At 72.0% G+C, this 17,105-nt stretch carries 14 protein-coding genes and 1 pseudogene; 14 read left to right on the forward strand and 1 reads right to left on the reverse strand.

Features of this window, described 5'->3' with window-relative positions:
* Window positions 1-13: 13 nt before the first annotated feature.
* The 3 genes and pseudogenes from E5671_RS12565 to mtnC all read left to right on the forward strand — a co-directional run bounded on the left by E5671_RS12565 (window position 14) and on the right by mtnC (window position 3,045).
* Window positions 14-1,076, forward strand: a pseudogene (locus tag E5671_RS12565) (LLM class flavin-dependent oxidoreductase).
* A 71-nt stretch (window positions 1,077-1,147) separates the two neighbouring features.
* Complete coding sequence (locus E5671_RS12570) at window positions 1,148-1,732, forward strand: 1,2-dihydroxy-3-keto-5-methylthiopentene dioxygenase (protein WP_160504013.1); 585 nt, start codon at window positions 1,148-1,150, stop codon at window positions 1,730-1,732.
* A 35-nt stretch (window positions 1,733-1,767) separates the two neighbouring features.
* Complete coding sequence (gene mtnC, locus E5671_RS47010; RefSeq protein WP_336606048.1) at window positions 1,768-3,045, forward strand: acireductone synthase; 1,278 nt, start codon at window positions 1,768-1,770, stop codon at window positions 3,043-3,045.
* Window positions 3,046-3,264: 219 nt separating this feature from the next.
* Here mtnC and mtnA read toward each other — a convergent pair whose 3' ends face one another.
* Complete coding sequence (gene mtnA, locus E5671_RS12580) at window positions 3,265-4,317, reverse strand: S-methyl-5-thioribose-1-phosphate isomerase (protein WP_160504017.1); 1,053 nt, start codon at window positions 4,315-4,317, stop codon at window positions 3,265-3,267.
* 343 nt (window positions 4,318-4,660) lie between these two features.
* On the opposite strand from mtnA, the gene E5671_RS12585 reads away from it, so the two are divergent.
* The 11 genes from E5671_RS12585 to E5671_RS12635 all read left to right on the forward strand — a co-directional run bounded on the left by E5671_RS12585 (window position 4,661) and on the right by E5671_RS12635 (window position 17,064).
* Window positions 4,661-5,707, forward strand: a complete 1,047-nt coding sequence (locus E5671_RS12585) for a BMP family ABC transporter substrate-binding protein (RefSeq protein ID WP_160504019.1) — start codon at window positions 4,661-4,663, stop codon at window positions 5,705-5,707.
* Window positions 5,691-7,448, forward strand: a complete 1,758-nt coding sequence (locus E5671_RS12590) for an ABC transporter ATP-binding protein (protein WP_160504021.1) — start codon at window positions 5,691-5,693, stop codon at window positions 7,446-7,448. Before E5671_RS12585 ends, E5671_RS12590 begins: the two co-directional genes overlap by 17 nt.
* 1 nt (window position 7,449) lies before the next feature.
* Complete coding sequence (locus E5671_RS12595) at window positions 7,450-8,559, forward strand: ABC transporter permease (protein WP_160504023.1); 1,110 nt, start codon at window positions 7,450-7,452, stop codon at window positions 8,557-8,559.
* On the forward strand, window positions 8,556-9,452 hold the full coding sequence (locus E5671_RS12600) for an ABC transporter permease (protein WP_160504024.1): 897 nt from the start codon (window positions 8,556-8,558) through the stop codon (window positions 9,450-9,452). Before E5671_RS12595 ends, E5671_RS12600 begins: the two co-directional genes overlap by 4 nt.
* Window positions 9,449-10,222, forward strand: a complete 774-nt coding sequence (locus tag E5671_RS12605; protein WP_160504026.1) for a phosphorylase family protein — start codon at window positions 9,449-9,451, stop codon at window positions 10,220-10,222. The genes E5671_RS12600 and E5671_RS12605 overlap by 4 nt, the downstream gene beginning before the upstream one ends.
* A 35-nt stretch (window positions 10,223-10,257) precedes the next feature.
* Window positions 10,258-11,646: an amidohydrolase gene (locus E5671_RS12610; protein WP_160504028.1), complete on the forward strand. Its 1,389-nt coding sequence runs from the start codon at window positions 10,258-10,260 to the stop codon at window positions 11,644-11,646.
* Window positions 11,643-12,260 carry a sulfite oxidase-like oxidoreductase gene (locus E5671_RS12615; protein WP_160504030.1) on the forward strand — a complete coding sequence of 206 codons (618 nt, stop codon included), beginning with the start codon at window positions 11,643-11,645 and terminating at the stop codon, window positions 12,258-12,260. The genes E5671_RS12610 and E5671_RS12615 overlap by 4 nt, the downstream gene beginning before the upstream one ends.
* On the forward strand, window positions 12,253-13,008 hold the full coding sequence (locus E5671_RS12620) for an FAD-binding oxidoreductase (RefSeq protein WP_160504032.1): 756 nt from the start codon (window positions 12,253-12,255) through the stop codon (window positions 13,006-13,008). Before E5671_RS12615 ends, E5671_RS12620 begins: the two co-directional genes overlap by 8 nt.
* 152 nt (window positions 13,009-13,160) lie before the next feature.
* A complete protein-coding gene (locus E5671_RS12625; RefSeq protein WP_160504034.1) occupies window positions 13,161-13,832 on the forward strand; it encodes a FadR/GntR family transcriptional regulator in 672 nt (223 codons plus the stop codon).
* 140 nt (window positions 13,833-13,972) lie between these two features.
* A complete protein-coding gene (locus E5671_RS12630; protein WP_160504036.1) occupies window positions 13,973-15,016 on the forward strand; it encodes a PAC2 family protein in 1,044 nt (347 codons plus the stop codon).
* Between the two features lie 254 nt (window positions 15,017-15,270).
* Window positions 15,271-17,064 (forward strand): S8 family peptidase, encoded by a 1,794-nt coding sequence (locus E5671_RS12635; protein ID WP_160504038.1) that lies wholly within the window; start codon window positions 15,271-15,273, stop codon window positions 17,062-17,064.
* Window positions 17,065-17,105: the final 41 nt, after the last annotated feature.

Consider the following 17,105-nt stretch of genomic DNA (forward strand, 5'->3'; position numbering starts at 1 on the left):
AAGAGTGGGCTCCATGAAGTTCCAGGTGCTGTCGATCATCGGTCATGCCCCGCACCCGCTGACCGGCCAACTCCCCTCCTCCGCCGACCGGTTGGCGGACGTGATCGAGGTCGGTGTGGCCGCCGAGCGGCTCGGCTACGACGCGTACGCCGTGGGCGAGCGGCACGCGGGCGCCTTCCTGTCGTCCAGTCCCACGGTCGTGCTGGGCGCGCTCGCCGCGCGGACCACCCGTATCAAGCTGCTGACCGGTGTCACCGTCGTGGCGATTCTCGACCCGGTGCGGGTCGCCGAGGATTACGCGACGCTCGATCAGATCTCGCGCGGCCGCGTCGAGTTGGTGATCGGCAAGGGTGCCGAGGCGGGGCACTTCGCTCTCTTCGGGCCCGACGAGGAGCGGCAGTGGGATCTGCAGAAGGAGAAGTACGAACTCCTTCGCCGCCTGTGGAGCGAGGAAAACGTCGACTGGGAAGGCGAGTTCAGGCCCGCGCTGAAGGACGTGACGACGGTCCCGCGCCCGTACGCGGGCCCGCCGCGGATCTGGCACGGTTCCGCGACGTCCCTCAACTCCCCTGATCTGGCAGCCAGGCACGGCGATCCGCTCTTCACCGCCAATGCCGTCCAGCCGCGTGCCGCGTACGCGAAGCTGATCGCGCACTACCGCGAGCGGTTCGAGGAGTACGGGCACGATCCCGCGCGCCCGGGTGGCCGCGGGCTCGGGGGGACTGCTCATCGCGGACTCCGCGGAGCAGGCCATCTCGCGCTACCGCGAGCTGTACGAGGCGAAGGTGCGCCAGGCCTTCAGGCCGCACCTGGAGGGGAAGGCGGGCTACAACACGCCCTTCCGCACGATCGAGGAGGCGATCGCCAACGGGCCGCAGCTCATCGGCTCGCCGCAGCAGATCATCGACAAGATCCTCGGCTACCACGAGGTGTACGGGCACGACCTGCAGTCCATCACCGTCGACGGCTTCGGCCTGGGGCGGAGCGAGCAGATCGAGACGCTCCTGCGGTTCGCGGAGGAGGTCGCGCCGGTGGTCCGCGGGGCCGCGCCGTCCACGCTGTGGGACGGCGCGTAAGCGCGGCTGACGTCTGCTGACCTGGGAGTTACGATCCCCCGTACCCACCTTGTCCCCTTCTGGAGCGAGCCATGACTCTCCTGACGACCTGGCCGGAGTCCGGCCCCGAGACCGTCATACGCCGCACGGCGGACCCGGTCGAGATCGCCGCCGCGCTCGCCCCCGTCGGCGTGCGGTACGAGCAGTGGCCGGTGCGCGAGGACGTGCCCGCCGACGCGGACAGCGGCACCGTCTTCGCCGCGTACCGCGCGGAGATCGACCTGCTGAACGCCGAGGAGGGCTTCCAGACGGTCGACGTGGTCGCGCTGCACCCCAGCGACGACCCCGAGTGGCCCCAGAAGGCGAAGGCGGCCCGGCAGAAGTTCCTCGCCGAGCACACGCACGACGACGATGACGAGGTGCGGTTCTTCGTCGCGGGCTCGGGCATCTTCTATCTGCACGTGGGCGGTGAAGTGCACGCGGTCTACTGCGAGAAGGGCGATCTGCTCGGGGTGCCGCGCGGCACGACGCACTGGTTCGACATGGGCACGTCCCCCTCGTTCACGGCGATCCGCTTCTTCCACGAGGAGGACGGCTGGATCGGCACGTTCACGGGCAGCCCGATCGCGGACCGCTTCCCGGACTTCGACGCGATCCACGCGGGGTACATCGCGTGACCGCTCAGTTCGACGCGGGCTCCGTCGACGCCGTGGTGCTCGACATCGAGGGCACCACGGGCGCCACCGGGTTCGTGGTGGATGTGCTGTACCCCTACGCGCGCGAACGCTTCGGGGCGCTGCTCGCCTCGCGGGGCGAGGAGCCGGAGGTGGCGCGGGCCGTCGCGCAGGTGCGGGAACTGGCCGGTGAGCCGGACGCGGATGCCGGGCGGGTCGAGAAGATCCTGGGCGAATGGGTCGATGCCGATCGCAAGGCGACGCCTCTGAAGACGCTGCAGGGAATCCTCTGGGCGGAGGGCTTCGCGCGGGGCGAGCTGGTCTCGCACTTCTACCCGGATGTGATCGACGTGCTACGGGGGTGGGCGGCTGCCGGGGTGCGGTTGTACGTGTACTCGTCCGGGTCCGTGGCGGCGCAGCGGGCGTGGTTCACGTACTCGCCCGAAGGCTCCCTGATGGAGCTGGTGGGCGGCTTCTTCGACACCGAGAACGCGGGGCCCAAGCAGGAGCCGGACTCCTACCGTGCCATTTCGGCCGCTGTCGGGGCGGACGCCGGCCGCACGCTCTTCCTCTCCGACCGGCTCGGGGAGCTGGACGCGGCGCGGGACGCCGGGTGGCGGACCGTGGGGGTACGGCGGGCCGGGGAGCCGTACTTCGCCGCTGGGGTGGGCGGGCATGCGGAGGTTTCGGCCTTCGATGAGATCAGGCTCGGGTCTGCCGCGTCGGAGTTGGACCTGGAGGAGGCGGGGGCCGTCCTCGCTGCCGAGGCCGCGCGTTTCGCTTCGTTCGGGTGGATGCGGGGTACGTCCGGGAACCTGTCCGTGGTCCTCTCGCGTACGCCGCTTCAGCTGGCCGTGACGGCGAGTGGGCGGGACAAGGGTGAACTCACCTCTGCGGACGTGGTGTTGACGGACGCGTCCGGTGCGGCGCTGGGCGCGGGGCGTCCCTCGGCGGAGGCGGCGCTGCATGCGCGGGTGGCTGCGCTCACCGGGGCCGGGGCTGTGGTGCATGTGCACACCGTTGCTTCGGTGGCCATGGGGCATCGGAAGCCGGGGGGTGTGGAGTTCCGGGACCTGGAGATGCTGAAGGGGCTCGGGCACGGGACGCATGAGGTTGCTGTGACGCTGCCGGTGATCGAGAACAGCCAGGACATGGGTGTCCTGGGGGATCGGCTTGAGGCGGCGCTTCAGCCGGGGATGCCGGCGGTGGTTGTCGCTGGGCACGGGCTTTATGTCTGGGGGGAGAACCCCCGGGAGGCGCGGCATCGCACGGAGGTGGTGGAGTGGTTGCTGGAGCTTGAGCTGACGCGGGGCTAACCCTGCGGGGCTCTCCCCAATCCCGCCCCTTCCCGAAACCATGGGGCTCCGCCCCCTGGACCCCCGACAAGATGTCCTCAAACGCCGGACGGGCTGAATGAATTCAGCCCGTCCGGCGTTTGAGGACGAACTCGGCGAAGCCGGTGATTAACGGCAGCCAAGGCCCCCGCGCCGAGCGGGTTTTCGGGAAGGGGCGGGGTTGGGGAAAAGAAACTGCTCTCAGCTCAGCCCGGTCGACGGCAAATCGCCCGCGGCGACCTCCAGCACACCCCGCTCCGTCACCAACCCCGTCACCAGCGAACCCGGCGTCACGTCGAAGGCCGGGTTGTGGCCCCGCGACTCCGCCGGAGCGGTACGGACACCGGCCCACTCCAACACCTCCCCCTCCCCCCGCAGTTCGATGTGGATCTCGGAACCCGTCGCCGTGGCGAGGTCCACCGTCGTGGTGGGGGCGGCCACCATGAACGGGATGCCCGCGTACGCGCACGCCAGCGCGATCCCCACCGTCCCCACCTTGTTCGCCGTGTCGCCGTTCGCGGCGATCCGGTCCGCGCCGACGATCGCCGCGTCCACCTCGCCCCGCAGGATCGTGCCCGCCGCCGCCCCGTCCGCCTGGACGAAGTGCGGTATCCCCTCCTGGACCAGCTCCCACGCCGTCAGGCGCGCACCCTGGAGAAGGGGGCGGGTCTCGTCGGCGTACACGGTCTCCAGGCGGCCACGGCTGTGGAGTTCGCGTATGACGCCCAGTGCTGTGCCCCAGCCCGCCGTGGCGAGCGCGCCCGTGTTGCAGTGGGTGAGGATCCTCAGCGGACGGTCCTCGGGCAGACGCTTGACCAACCAGTCCGCTCCGAACGTGCCCATCGCATGGTTCGCCTCCAGGTCCTCGCGCACGATCGCGTCCGCCTCCGCGAGCGCCGCCGAAAGACCCGCGTCGATCAGCGAGGCGACCCTGTCCACGCACACCATCAGGTTCACGGCCGTGGGCCGCGCCGCACGCACCCGTGCCACCTCCGCGTCCAGACGCGCGCGGTCCCAGCCCTCGCGCTCGCCCTGGACCATGGCGAGCGCGACGCCGTACCCGCCGGCCGCACCGATCGCGGGAGCGCCGCGGACGACGAGCCGCACGATCGCGTCGATCAGCTGGTCGACGGTGGTGACGTCGAGGCGCTCCAGGGCGTGCGGGAGCGCCGTCTGGTCGATGAGGGAGAGGGACGGCGCGCCGCCCTCCGCGGCCGCCGTCCAGGTGACAGCGCGCAGATCCTGGCTCGTCATGGTGCTCAACTCCGGGGAAACAGGGGCGTTTGTGGCCATGCGGGGAGGGGTGCCGTCACCGTACCTGACGTGCTCGAACCATATTTCGAGACGTTCGTGCGGCTGTCCGAAATCCGGTGTTACCCTCACCGCCACCCAGGACGGATCGACCCACGGTGCGAGGAGGACGGCCATGCGCGACGCCAGCAACAGCATGGACGTCATGCGCTGCCCCGCCGTGGCCGTCGACGGCGGCCGAATGTGCCGCTGTCGCTCCTGCCGCCGCTGAGCGACGCCGCTCCGCACCGTCCGACTCCCCGCCACGGCCTGGGCTCACCAGGCACCTTCGAGAAGGCGCTCCCCTATGTCTCTCTCCACGCGTACCTCCTTGCGACTCGCCGCCGCCACCGTCGGTGCCGTCCTCCTCGCCACCGGCTGCAACGCGGCCGCCGACAAGGGCGGTTCCACCGGCGACAAGGGGGCCAAGGCGTTCACGCTCGTCACGCCCGACCCCGTGGCCCAGAACGAGTTCCTCAAGCTGGCCGTCAGCGGGGTGAAGTCGGCTGCGAAGGCGCAAGGTGCCGGGGCACCGAAGGTCTTCCAGAGCAGCGACACCTCCTCGCAGCAGCAGAACGTGCAGTCGGCCGTGGACTCCGCGCCCGATGTCATCGCACTCGTCGGCTTCGAGTTCGCCGACATCGCCGCCCAGCAGGCCGAGGCGCACCCCGAGCAGCAGTTCCTGCTCGTCGACGCGTGCACGAAGAAGACGTACAAGAACGTCACTTGCGCTGTCTTCCGCGAGCACGAGGCGGTGTATCTCGCGGGCGCCGAGGCCGGGCTTCTCACCAAGAGCAAGAAGGTGGGCGCCGTCGACGTCCTCGACACCCCGCAGTTCCGCCGCTACAGCGAGCCGTTCGCGGCCGGTGCGAAGAAGGTGGAGCCGGGGGTCAAGTCCCGCACGCTCTTCGTGGGCGGGCAGTCGCCCTTCAACGACGCGGCGCGTGCCAAGGACCAGGCGGCCACGCTCGGTTCCGGCGGGGTCGACCAGGTGATGGCGGCCGCCGCGGGCGGCAACACCGGCGTCTTCCAGGCCGCGAAGGCCAAGGGCTTCGAGGCGTACGGCGTCGACGCGAACCAGTGCGTCGGCAACCCGGGGGTCGTCGTCGACAACGTACTGAAGAAGACCGATGTCGCCGTCGAGAAGGGCATCGCGCAGATCCTCAAGGGCAAGGGCGGCACCACGGTGTCGTACGGCCTCAAGGAGGGCGGCATGTCGCTGACCGGCCTTGAGCCCGGTGTCGCGGACTCCAAGTGCCTGATCGCCGACCACGAGGACGTGCTGAAGCGCGTCGAGTCGCTGCGGGACGAGATCGTCGCGGGGAAGCTGAAGGTCGATGACCCCGCGGCCTGAGTCCACCGTCGCCTCCGCCGCCGCCTCCCCAGCCGCCTCCCCCGCCGTCGAACTCCGCGGCATCACCAAGGAGTACCCGGGCACCCTCGCCAACGACCGGGTGGATCTGACCGTCGCGCGCGGTGAGATCCATGCCCTGATGGGCGAGAACGGCGCGGGCAAGTCGACGCTGATGTCCGTCCTTTACGGACTCCAGCGGCCGGACGCCGGGCAGATCCTGCTCGACGGGCGCGAGGTGACGTTCGCGAGCCCGAGCGAGGCGATCGCGGCGGGCCTCGGCATGGTGCACCAGAGCTTCAAGCTCTTCCCGTCCTTCACGGTCGCCGAGAACGTCGTGTACGCCGCCGAGCCGCGCCGTTTCGGCCTGACGGACCGGGCCGAGGCGTTGCGGCGCGTGGGTGCGCTCGCCGATGAGCACGGGCTCGCGGTGGACCCGGCGGCGAAGGTCGGGGACCTGCCGGTGGGTGTGCGCCAGCGGGTGGAGATCCTCAAGCTCCTCTACCGCGGTGCTCGTACGCTGATCCTCGACGAGCCGACGGCGGTCCTGACCCCGGCGGAGGCCGACGGTCTGTTCGGTGTCCTGCGCTCCCTCGCGGACGACGGGCGCACGGTCCTCCTCGTCACCCACAAGCTGCGTGAGGTGATGGAGGGCAGCGACGCGGTGACGGTCCTGCGGGACGGCCGGGTCGCGGCACGCATGCGGACCGCGGACACCACCGCGGACGGGATCGCCACGGCGATGACCGGGCGGGCGGTGGAGTTGGACCGCGTGCATCCGGCGGGGGCGCCGGGCGGTGAGGTCCTTCTCGTCGATTCCCTGTCGACGGAGAGGGTGCGCGAGGTGTCGCTCTCCGTCCGCGCGGGCGAGATCGTGGGCATCGCGGGAGTGGCGGGCAACGGCCAGAGTGAACTGGTCGAGGCGATCGCCGGGTTGCGGCCGCTCTCCTGCGGGCGGGTGACGCTCTCCGGCCAGGACATCACGGACGCGTCGGCGGCGAGGCGCCGCGCGGCGGGTCTCGCGTATGTCCCCGAGGACCGTGTGGCGGTCGGTACGGCGCCGGCCGCGACGATCGCGGAGAACCTGGCGATGGGCCATCACCGGGGGCACGGCCTCCTGCGCCCGTCCTGGCTCCGCGAGCACGCGCGGGTCCTGATCGACCGCTTCGGCATCAAGGCGGCCTCGTCACGCCACACGGCGGGCTCGCTGTCGGGCGGCAACCTCCAGAAGCTGGTGATCGGCCGCGAACTCGCCCACGAATCCCCCCTGTTGATCGTCGAGCAGCCCACGCGTGGCGTCGACATCGGCGCCATCCAGACGATCCACGACCAGCTGATCGCCCACCGCGACGCGGGCCACGCGATCCTCCTGGTCTCCGCCGAACTGAGCGAGATCCGCGGCCTGTCGGACCGTGTCCTTGTGATGTACGAGGGCCGGGTGGCCGCGGAGTACGCCCGCGAGGACGCGGACGAGCGAACCCTCGGCCTCGCCATGGCGGGCGGGTCCCTCCCGGAGGCCGCGCCTGCCGGAGCCGCGCAGGCAGCCGGCCCGCAGGGCGACGCCGCAGCGGACGCGGCACTTCCCGCGCCCGGCGCCGAGGCTGCGACTGCCGCTGCGATTGCGACTGCGGTCACCGATCAGACCGACGGCGCCTCCCCGGCCGCCGCTCCCCCATCCGGCGCCGCGGACCCGCCTCCCCGCGAGAGCGACGACCGCCCCGCCCCCGTGAAGGAGGCCCCCTGACATGGCGGCCGAGACACAGATCCCCGGCTCCGGGGCATCGCTCGGGGCGCGCGTCCTGCGCGCGCCCGCACTGCACTCCGTCATCGCCGCCGTCCTCGTCGGCGCGCTCTTCCTCGTCGGGACCGGCGCCGACCCCGTCGGGGCGTACGGCTCCGTGGTCAGCGGGGCACTCGGGCCCGACGGCATCGGGTCCACGCTCACCACGGGGACCAGCATCATCGGGCTCGCCGTCGCGCTCGCGATCCCCATGCGGGCGGGGCTGCTCAACCTCGGCGGGGACGGGCAGTTGGTGCTCGGCGGGATCGCCGCCGCTGCCACCGGGCTCTACTCGCCGCTGCCCGCGCCCCTCACCGTCGCCGCCGCGCTCCTCGCGGGAATGGCGGCCGGGGCGGGTTACGCGGCGCTCGCCGCCGTCTGCCAGAACCGGTTCGGGGTGCCGCTGCTCGTCAGCAGTCTGCTGCTCGGTTATCCGGCGATGTCCTTCGCCTCCTACCTCGCGCGCTTTCCGCTGAAGGAGGACGGGTCGAGCCTTCCGCAGACGCGGCGGCTGCCCGACGGGGTCGAGCTGCCCGCCCTCGGGTCGTCGACCGTCACCGTCGGGCTGCTCCTCGTGGCCGTCGCGGCCGCCGTCTTCGCGTTCGCCGACGCCCGCACCGCCACCGGCTACGAGATCCGCATGACGGGGCTCAATCCGCGCTTCGCCGCGTACGCGGGGGTCGACAGGCCACGGCTCACGCTGCGGCTCATGGCGCTCTCCGGCGCCGTCGCGGGCCTGGTCGGCGCCATCGGCGTACTGAGCTTCCCCTATCGCTTCATCGACGGGTCGCTCACCGCCGCCGGGCACACCTGGACCGGCCTCACGGCAGCGCTGCTCGCCGCGGCGGCGCCCCTCGGGACGGTCCTGGCCGCCCTGTTCTTCGCAGCGCTCGAAGTGGGCGGGCTCGCCATGGAGCGGACCACCGAAGTGCCGCGCGAGCTGACGCAGGTCCTCCAGGCCGTCGTCATCGTCTTCCTCGCGGCGCGGCTCAACCTGACGTGGCGGCGGGCCAGGAAGAAGCCCGGAGAGCAGCCCACCGACGAGACCGAAGTAAAGGAAGTGAGCGTGCGATGAGCATCGACTCCGCGCTGTTCCACTCGGCGCTCCTCGCCCTCACCCCGATCCTCCTCGCCGCGCTCGGCGGCACGATCTGCGAGCGCGCGGGCGTCTTCAACATCGGCCTCGAAGGCATGATGCTGATCGGCTGCTTCAGCGGCGTCGCGGGCAGCTGGTTCACCGGGAGCGCCTGGCTAGGTGTCGTCTTCGCCGCCCTCGCTTCGGCGGCGTACTCGATGATCCTGGCCGTCGGGACGATCTCGCTGCGCGGGGACGCCGTCGTACTCGGCGTCGCGCTCAATCTCCTCGCGGTCGGTCTGACCGGGTTCCTGCTGCGGACGGTCTTCGGCGTCCAAGGCACCTTCTCCGACCCGGAGTTGGCCGGTCTGAGCGGCATCGACATCCCGTTCGCCGGGTCGGTCCTCTCCGGGCACTCCGCGCTCGTGTACCTCGCGTGGGCCGCCGTCGCCGTGGCCGCGGTGTTCCTGGCCCGCCACCCGTGGGGCCTTCGGCTGCGCGGCGTCGGCGAGACTCCCGACGCGGCGGCGACGCTGGGGGTGAGCCCGGCGAAGTACCAGTACGCGGCCGTACTGACGTCGGGTGTCCTGTGCGGTCTCGCGGGCGCCCAACTCGCCCTCGGCAACGTCACGTTGTTCTCCGAGAACATGACGGCCGGGCGTGGTTGGATCGCCGTGGTGGCCGTGATGCTGGGCCGCGCCCTGCCGCTCGGCGTCCTGCTCGCCGGGCTGCTCTTCGGCATCGCGGAGGCCGTCGGCTTCCGTCTCCAGGGGCTCGGCATGCCGCAGCAGGCGACCGACGCCGCCCCGTACGTGGTGACCCTGGCCGCCCTCTTCCTGTCCACGGCGCGCAGGCGCCGCCGCAAGCAGCCCCTGGTAGGAGCACCTTCATGACGACCGACGCCCGCACGCTCAGCGACGCGCTGCCCATCACCCGCGTCCCCCGCACCGGTCTGCCGAGCCAGGCGGTCGTGGTCGGCGACCCGGCGCGCGCCACCGCCGTCGCCGACCTCCTGGACGACGCGAAGGAGGTGTCGTACCACCGCGAGTACCGCACCTTCACCGGCAGTTGGCAGGGCACACCGGTCGTCGTCGCGTCGCACGGCGTCGGCGCGCCCGGGGCGATCCTCCTCTTCCAGGAGCTCGCGGAGGCGGGCGTCACCGCCATCGTGCGGCTCGGCACGGCGGGCGCGATCCGCCCCGGCATCCGCGATGGCGACCTGGTCATCGCGGACGCGGCGGTGCGCGACGACGGCGTGACGCAGCAGCTGATCCCCGCCGAGTACCCTGCGTTCGCGACTCCGGAGGCCGTCATCGCGCTCCAGCGAGCGGCGCGCGCGGCCGAAGCCCCGTACCACCGTGGGGTGGTGTGGACGCGGGCCGCGTTCCAGCCGGGCTTCCTGCCGCTGCCCGGCGAGGCGTACGCGGCCGCCGGGATCGCGGCCATCGAGATGGAGCTCTCGGCGTTGTACGTCTTCGCGTCCACGCACGGCCTGGTCGCGGGCGGCGCGCTCGTCGTGGACGGCGCCAACGCCGATGAACTCGTGGACGAGGAATCCACCGGTGGCTACAACCCGCACCGCGATGTGGTGGCCGAAGGAGTCGACCGGGGCGCCCGGATAGCCTTGGACGCGCTCCGGCTCCTTGCCGCCACGGAGCACTGAGCCGCACCAGAACCACCTCACGGAGAACGGAACCGATGCACCCCACTGACCTGCCGGCCCAGGACCGGGGCGGCTCCATAGATCTCCTGGTCCACGGCGGCGACGTCCTCACCGTCGACGCGTCCGGCACCGTCGTGACGAACGGCGCCGTCGCGGTGCGCGACGGCCGGATCGTCGACGTCGGCCCGGCCGAGCAGCTGCGCGCCGCCTATGAAGCCGCCGAAGAGCTGGACGCCCGCGGCTGTCTCGTCCTGCCGGGCCTGATCAACACGCACACGCACCTGGCGATGACCCTGTTCCGCGGCATCGCCGACGATCTGACGCTGCAGGGCTTCCTGGCCCGCGTGATCCCGGCCGAGGCGGAGCTGCTCTCCCCCGAGACGGTGACGGCGGGCATCCAGGGCGCGATCGCCGAGTCCGTACGGGGCGGGGTCACCGCCGCGCTCGACATGTACTGGTTCCACGAGGCGGCCGAGGCCGTGGCCCGCGATGCCGGGTGGCGCCTCCTGACAGGGCCCACGTTCATGGACGTGCCGGGCCCGCCGGACGGCCGCCCCTACGCCGAACGGCTCGGCTGGGCGGCGGCGGACCTGGCAGCGCGCACCCCGGCGCCTGGCACACGCCCGGTGGTCTTCGCGCACTCCGCGTACACCCTGGTGCCCGAGCAGCTGACGGCGATCAGCGCGCTGGCCCGGGAGCACGGCGCCCTGCTGCACATCCACGCCGCCGAGAACGCGGGCGAGGTGGAGATGGTCACCGAGCAGCACGGCATGCGCCCGGTGGAGCTGCTCGACTCGCTGGGCGTGCTCGGCCCGGACACGCTGCTCGCGCACGCCGTCGACCTCACGGACGCGGAGATCGCGACCCTCGCCCGCACCGGCACGTCCGTCGCGCACTGCCCGGTGTCGAACCTGAAGCTGGGCTGCGGCATCGCGCGCGTCCCCGACCTGCTCGACGCGGGTGTCACGGTGGGCCTCGGCACGGACGGCGCGGTGAGCTCCAACACCCTGGACCTCCTCGGCGCGGTCAAGGTCGCGGCCCTCGTCCACAAGGCGGGCGGCGACCCGACGGCTGTCGGCGCCGAGCAGGCCGTGCGGATGGCGACCATCGAGTCGGCGCGGGCGCTCGGCCTCGGCGACCAGCTCGGCTCCCTGGAGCCCGGCAAGCGCGCGGATCTGATCGTCCTCGACCTCGCCCGGCCGCATCTCACGCCGCGGCACGACCCCTGGTCGATGCTGGCGTACGCCGCGGCGTCCAGTGACGTACGGGACACGGTCGTCGACGGCCGGGTCCTGATGCGGGACCGTACGCTGGTGACACTGGACGAGCGGCGCGCGCTGCGAGCCCTCCAGGACGCGGCGGACTCCGCGGCGCCCGTCCCCACGAGCACGACTGGCACCTCCGAAGTGGCAAGCACCGTATGACCGTCGAACCCACCCGCGGCTTCACCGGCCGCGCCCGCGCCGCCGACCGCGACCCGCGGCTCCCTCCCGGGCAGTACGACGCGGCGGACGGCTGGCCCGTCCTGTCCGCCGAGGTGACGCCCCAGCTCGCGGCCGCGGACTGGACGTTCCGCGTGGACGGCCTCGTCACCTCCCCGCACACCTGGACGTGGGACGAGGCGCACGCACTGCCCGCGTCCGAGTACCGCGGCGACATCCACTGCGTGACCAGCTGGTCCAAGTTCGGGGTGCGCTTCGGCGGGGTGAGCCTGGACGCGTTCCTGGCCGCGGCCGGGCCGCGCCCGGAGGCCACGCACGTCGTCGCGTACTCGCACACGGGGTACACCACGAACCTCCCCCTCTCCGACGTGACGGGCGGGAAGGCGTGGATCGTCTGGGAGTACGGGGACGGCCCGCTGCCGCCGGAGCACGGCGGTCCGGCGCGTCTGATCGTGCCCCACCTCTACTTCTGGAAGAGCGCGAAGTGGGTGGCGGGGCTGCGGCTGCTCGACCACGACGAGCCGGGCTTCTGGGAGCAGAACGGCTATCACCACCGGGGCAATCCCTGGCGGGAGGAGCGTTACTCCGGTGACTGAGACTTTTGTGCCGCCGACGCGGTTCGCCGTGCCGGGGCGGATCGCGGTGAGCAATCGCGCGGCGGCGGTCTGGCAGCGGGCCGTGGTGGTGGACGTCCGGCGCGAGAACGCGGCCGGTACGGTGTCGAGCTTCCGCCTGAAGGTGCCGGACTGGCAGGGACATCTGCCGGGCCAGCATCTGATGCTGCGGCTCACGGCCCCGGACGGGTACGTCGCTCAGCGGCACTACTCGATCGCCTCCGCGCCGGAGGAGGCCGCCGAGAGCGGCGAGGTCGAGCTGACCCTGGACCACGTGCCGGGAGGCGAGGTGTCCGGGCATCTGCACACGGTCGCCCGCGTCGGCGACGTGGTGGAGGTGCGGGGGCCACTGTCGGGCTTCTTCGCGTGGCCGGGTGACCGTCCCGCGCTGCTTCTGGGGGCCGGGTCCGGTGTGGTCCCGCTGATGTCGATGCTGCGGCACTGGCGGGGGGCCGGGCGTCCGGTGCCACTGCGGCTCCTGGTGTCCGCGCGTACGCGTGAGGATCTGATCTACGCGGATGAGTACGGGGACGAGACCACGGTGGTGCTGACGCGGGCGGAGGGCCGGCTTCGCGCCGAGCACTTGGCGCCGTTCCTCGGCGCCGGTCAGCCCGAGGGGGGCTGGGAGGCGTACATCTGCGGCTCGAACGGCTTCGCCGAGCATGCGTCGCGGCTGCTGGTGGCAGGGGGCCAGCCGGTGGATCGGATCCGCATCGAGCGGTTCGGGTAGGGGCGCCTGCGGGCTTTGTCGTCGAGCATGGCCAGGCTCCCCACGGCCACCGCGTGGGGATATTCGCCCGGATCCAGGTACACAACAGCCCAGGGACACGACATAATCATCCGATACATCGGATGTCTTCTGTCTTGTGAGGCGAGGTCCCCATGGCTGTCACCGACGAAGCCATCGAAAAGATCAAGGGCATGATCGTCTCCGGCGCGCTGCGCCCCGGCGACCGGTTGCCCAAGGAGAGTGAACTCGCCGCCGACCTGGGCCTTTCCCGCAATTCCCTGCGCGAGGCGGTGCGCGCACTCTCGCTGATCCGCATCCTCGACGTACGACAGGGCGACGGCACGTACGTGACGAGCCTGGACCCGCAACTCCTGCTCGAAGCCCTGAGCTTCGTCGTCGACTTCCACCGCGACGACACGGTCCTGGAGTTCCTCGCGGTGCGCCGCATCCTGGAGCCTGCCGCCACGGCGATGGCCAGCGCCCACATCACCGAGGCCGAACTCGACGTCCTGACGGCGCAGTTGGACGCCCTCGGGGCGGCTCCCTCGGTGGAGGAGCTGGTCGCCTGCGACCTGGAGTTCCACCGCGGCATCGTGCAGTCGTCCGGCAACTCGGTGCTCTGCTCGCTCCTCGACGGCCTCTCCGGACCCACCACCCGGGCCCGCATCTGGCGCGGCCTCACCCAGGAGGACGCCGTGAGCCGCACCCTGCACGAGCACCGCGCGATCCTCACCGCGCTGCGCGACCGCGACGCGGAGGCGGCCAGGTCATGGGCGACGGTGCACATCGCGAGCGTGGAGCAGTGGCTGCGCTCCACGCTGTGAAGCACGGGCACCGTGGGAGTGCGCGGGCCTCCCGCGGGGCAGTGATCCGGTCATCGAAGCCCGCGCAAGGGGGCTGCGGAGGGCCCCGCCGGACGCCGTAAGGTTGGGGCGTACGTAAAGGACGTCGGAAGGAGGCCTGGGTGATCGAGCTCGAGGGGGTACCCGAGCTGGTCGACCCGGTCATGGTGGCCGCGTTCGAGGGCTGGAACGACGCCGGCGACGCCGCCTCCACCGCGGTCGCGCATCTCGACAAGGAGTGGAAGGGCGAGGTCTTCGCGGCGCTGGACGCCGAGGACTACTACGACTTCCAGGTCAACCGCCCCACGGTCTTCCTGGAGGGCGGCGTCCGCAAGATCACGTGGCCGACGACCCGGCTCTCGGTGATCCGCGTGGGCGGTGACAAGCCGCGCGACCTCGTGCTTGTGCGCGGGATCGAGCCGTCGATGCGCTGGCGGTCGTTCTGCAACGAGATCCTGGGCTTCGCCCATGAGCTGGGCGTGGAGCTCGTGGTGATCCTGGGCGCACTGCTCGGCGACACCCCGCACACCCGTCCCGTCCCGGTCAGCGGCGTCACCTCCGACCCGGACCTGGCCCGCACCATGGACCTGGAGGAGACGAAGTACGAAGGCCCGACGGGCATCGTCGGCATCCTGCAGGAGGCCTGCACGCACGCGGGCGTCCCCGCGGTGAGCCTGTGGGCGGCCGTCCCGCACTACGTCTCGCAGCCGCCGAACCCGAAGGCCACGCTGGCCCTCCTGAACCGCCTCGAAGACCTCATCGGCCTGCGGATCCCCCTTGGTGACCTCGCCGAGGACGCGCGCGCCTGGCAGGTGGGCGTGGACCAGCTGGCGGCCGAGGACAGCGAGGTCGCCGAGTACGTCCAGTCGCTGGAGGAGGCGCGGGACACGGCCGAGCTGCCCGAGGCGACCGGCGAGGCGATCGCCCGCGAGTTCGAGCGCTATCTGCGGCGGCGCGACGGCGGCGGTCCGCCGCAGCCCGGCGGTCACGCCACGGAGGGCGGCGACGGAGCCCCGTATCTGCGCGACAGCCCCGGCGACCGCACACGGCCGCCGAAGCCGCAGACGCGTCCGGACACGGAACCCGGACCCGGAACGGGGACGGGGACGGATGAGGAGAGCAGCGGCGAGTCCGAATCCGGACCGTCTGATTCCTCCGAGGACTGACCAGCACGCAGAGCGACGTGGGGCGGCATCCGCGAGGGTGCCGCCCTTCTGCGTCCCGTCCTGCCTATGGCCGGATTGAGGCGTGACATCGCCTTCCGGACGAATTGCACGGGGTTCCCACGTTGCCTTGATTTCAAACGCAGTTGGGGCAAAGGGGGTGGACGGCCGCGCCCGGCGGTAGCAGGGTGTGCCCCGGAATGCGCGGCCACAGCGCACAGCACGGCACCCGAAGGATCGAAGGGAGCGGTGGAGCGATGACCGACCAGGTAGAGCCGGCAGGGGGCCCGGGAGCCAGTGGCCCCGGACCGGATGGGGCGGGGTTCACCTACCGCGCGTCCGAGCAGGAGCTGATCGTCGTCGCACGGCCCGAGGCCCGGCTGCGCGCCCAGGCCGAGGGCGTCCGCTCGGCGGCGGGCTCCGACGTGTCGGCCCTGAACATGTTCCTCAGCGACGAACAGCTCGCCCTGGAACCGCTGTTCGGCAACGAGGACCGACTGCGGGGCCGGCAGCACAACGCGCCGGACGACGGCAACGACGTCCCCGACCTGGCGCTCTTCTACCGCGTGCGCGGCGGCGGGAGCAGGGCGCAGGAGCTGCGCTCGCGCATGGCGGCGCTGCCGGGGATCGACACGGCGTACGTGAAGCCCGGCGCCGTACCGGCGTCGCTCGGCTCGACGGACCGGCCGCAGCCCCCGCCCCAGCGCCAGGCGGGCCCGTTCGGGTCGCCCGACGCCGGCGAGTCCGGGCGCCGCAAGGAAGGCGCCCCCGTCACCCCCGACTTCACCGGCCGCCAGGGCTATCTGCGCCCAGCGCCCGAAGGCGTCGACGCGTACTGGGCGTGGCAGCGGCTCGGCGGTTCGGGCGAGGGCGTCACGGTGATCGACATCGAGGGCGCCTGGCAGCTGAGCCACGAGGACCTGACCGGCAAGCTCGCCGGGGTGGTCATCGGAACGCCCATCCAGGACCTGGCCTGGCGCAACCACGGCACCGCGGTGATCGGCGTGATCGGCGGCGACCGCAACTACGTGGGCATCTCCGGCATCGCGCCCGAGGCCATGACCGCGGCGGCCTCCTTCCAGCCCCTCGGCACGGCGGCCACGATCCACGCGGCGGCGGAGCGGCTCGGCCCCGGTGACATCGTCCTGATCGAACTGCACCGCCCGGGACCGCGGTTCGACTTCGAGCCGCGCGACGACCAGCGGGGATACATCGCCCTGGAGTGGTGGCCGGACGACTACGCGGCGATCCGGCACGCCACCGCGAAGGGCGTCATCGTCGTCGGGGCGGCGGGCAACGGAGCGGAGTCCCTGGACGACGCGGTGTACGAGCGCAGGCCCGACGAGTTCCCCGAGTGGTGGCGCAACCCCTTCAACCCCTCCAACCGTCCTTCGGGCGCCGTCCTGGTCGGCGCGGGCGCACCGCCGCCCGGCACGCACGGCCGCGATCACGGACCTGACCGCTCACGCCTGGGCTTCTCCAACTACGGCGCCCGCGTGGACGCACAGGGCTGGGGCCGCGAGACGACCACGACCGGCGGCTCCTGGAACCAGCCGGGCGACTTGCAGGGCGGCGCCGACGAGATCGCCTGGTACACGGACACGTTCTCCGGCACCTCGTCCGCCTCACCGGTCGTCGTCGGCGCCCTTGCCTGTCTGCAGGGCATGCTGAAGGCCGCGGGCCAGCAGCTGATGACGCCGGACCGGGCGCGTGCGGTGCTGCGCTCGACGGGTTCGCCGCAGCAGGACGCGCCGGGCCGCCCTGCGTCGCAGCGGATCGGCAACCGTCCCGACATCAAGTCGGCGGTCACGAACCTGCTGCCGTCGGCGGTGGGCTCGGGCCGGGCCGAGCGCTACTGGGACGAGTTGCTCCCCTATCCTCCCGAACTCCCGCAGCGCCTGCGGCTGTTCGTCGCCGGAGAGTGGCGCAACCTGAACGACCCGAGCCCCGACATCCGCCAGGCGGTGCACGCCGCCTTCGCGGGAGGACACCCCGACGTACGCGTCTGGTTCTCGGACGACGAGGTCGTCGGCCTGGTCGTCACGGGCTGAAGCACTCGCGTGAAGCACCACAACCATTGAGGGAAGGTGGC

It is taken from the genome of Streptomyces sp. BA2 (assembly GCF_009769735.1).
Classification (GTDB): domain Bacteria; phylum Actinomycetota; class Actinomycetes; order Streptomycetales; family Streptomycetaceae; genus Streptomyces.

Excerpts from the sequence above, each read along its gene's own strand:
- E5671_RS12570 (WP_160504013.1), top strand. The coding sequence starts at position 1,148 with ATGACTCTCCTGACGACCTGGCCGGAGTCCGGCCCCGAGACCGTCATA.
- mtnA (WP_160504017.1), bottom strand. The coding sequence starts at position 4,317 with ATGACGAGCCAGGATCTGCGCGCTGTCACCTGGACGGCGGCCGCGGAG.
- E5671_RS12585 (WP_160504019.1), top strand. The coding sequence starts at position 4,661 with ATGTCTCTCTCCACGCGTACCTCCTTGCGACTCGCCGCCGCCACCGTC.
- E5671_RS12590 (WP_160504021.1), top strand. The coding sequence starts at position 5,691 with ATGACCCCGCGGCCTGAGTCCACCGTCGCCTCCGCCGCCGCCTCCCCA.
- E5671_RS12595 (WP_160504023.1), top strand. The coding sequence starts at position 7,450 with ATGGCGGCCGAGACACAGATCCCCGGCTCCGGGGCATCGCTCGGGGCG.
- E5671_RS12600 (WP_160504024.1), top strand. The coding sequence starts at position 8,556 with ATGAGCATCGACTCCGCGCTGTTCCACTCGGCGCTCCTCGCCCTCACC.
- E5671_RS12605 (WP_160504026.1), top strand. The coding sequence starts at position 9,449 with ATGACGACCGACGCCCGCACGCTCAGCGACGCGCTGCCCATCACCCGC.
- E5671_RS12610 (WP_160504028.1), top strand. The coding sequence starts at position 10,258 with ATGCACCCCACTGACCTGCCGGCCCAGGACCGGGGCGGCTCCATAGAT.
- E5671_RS12615 (WP_160504030.1), top strand. The coding sequence starts at position 11,643 with ATGACCGTCGAACCCACCCGCGGCTTCACCGGCCGCGCCCGCGCCGCC.
- E5671_RS12625 (WP_160504034.1), top strand. The coding sequence starts at position 13,161 with ATGGCTGTCACCGACGAAGCCATCGAAAAGATCAAGGGCATGATCGTC.
- E5671_RS12635 (WP_160504038.1), top strand. The coding sequence starts at position 15,271 with ATGACCGACCAGGTAGAGCCGGCAGGGGGCCCGGGAGCCAGTGGCCCC.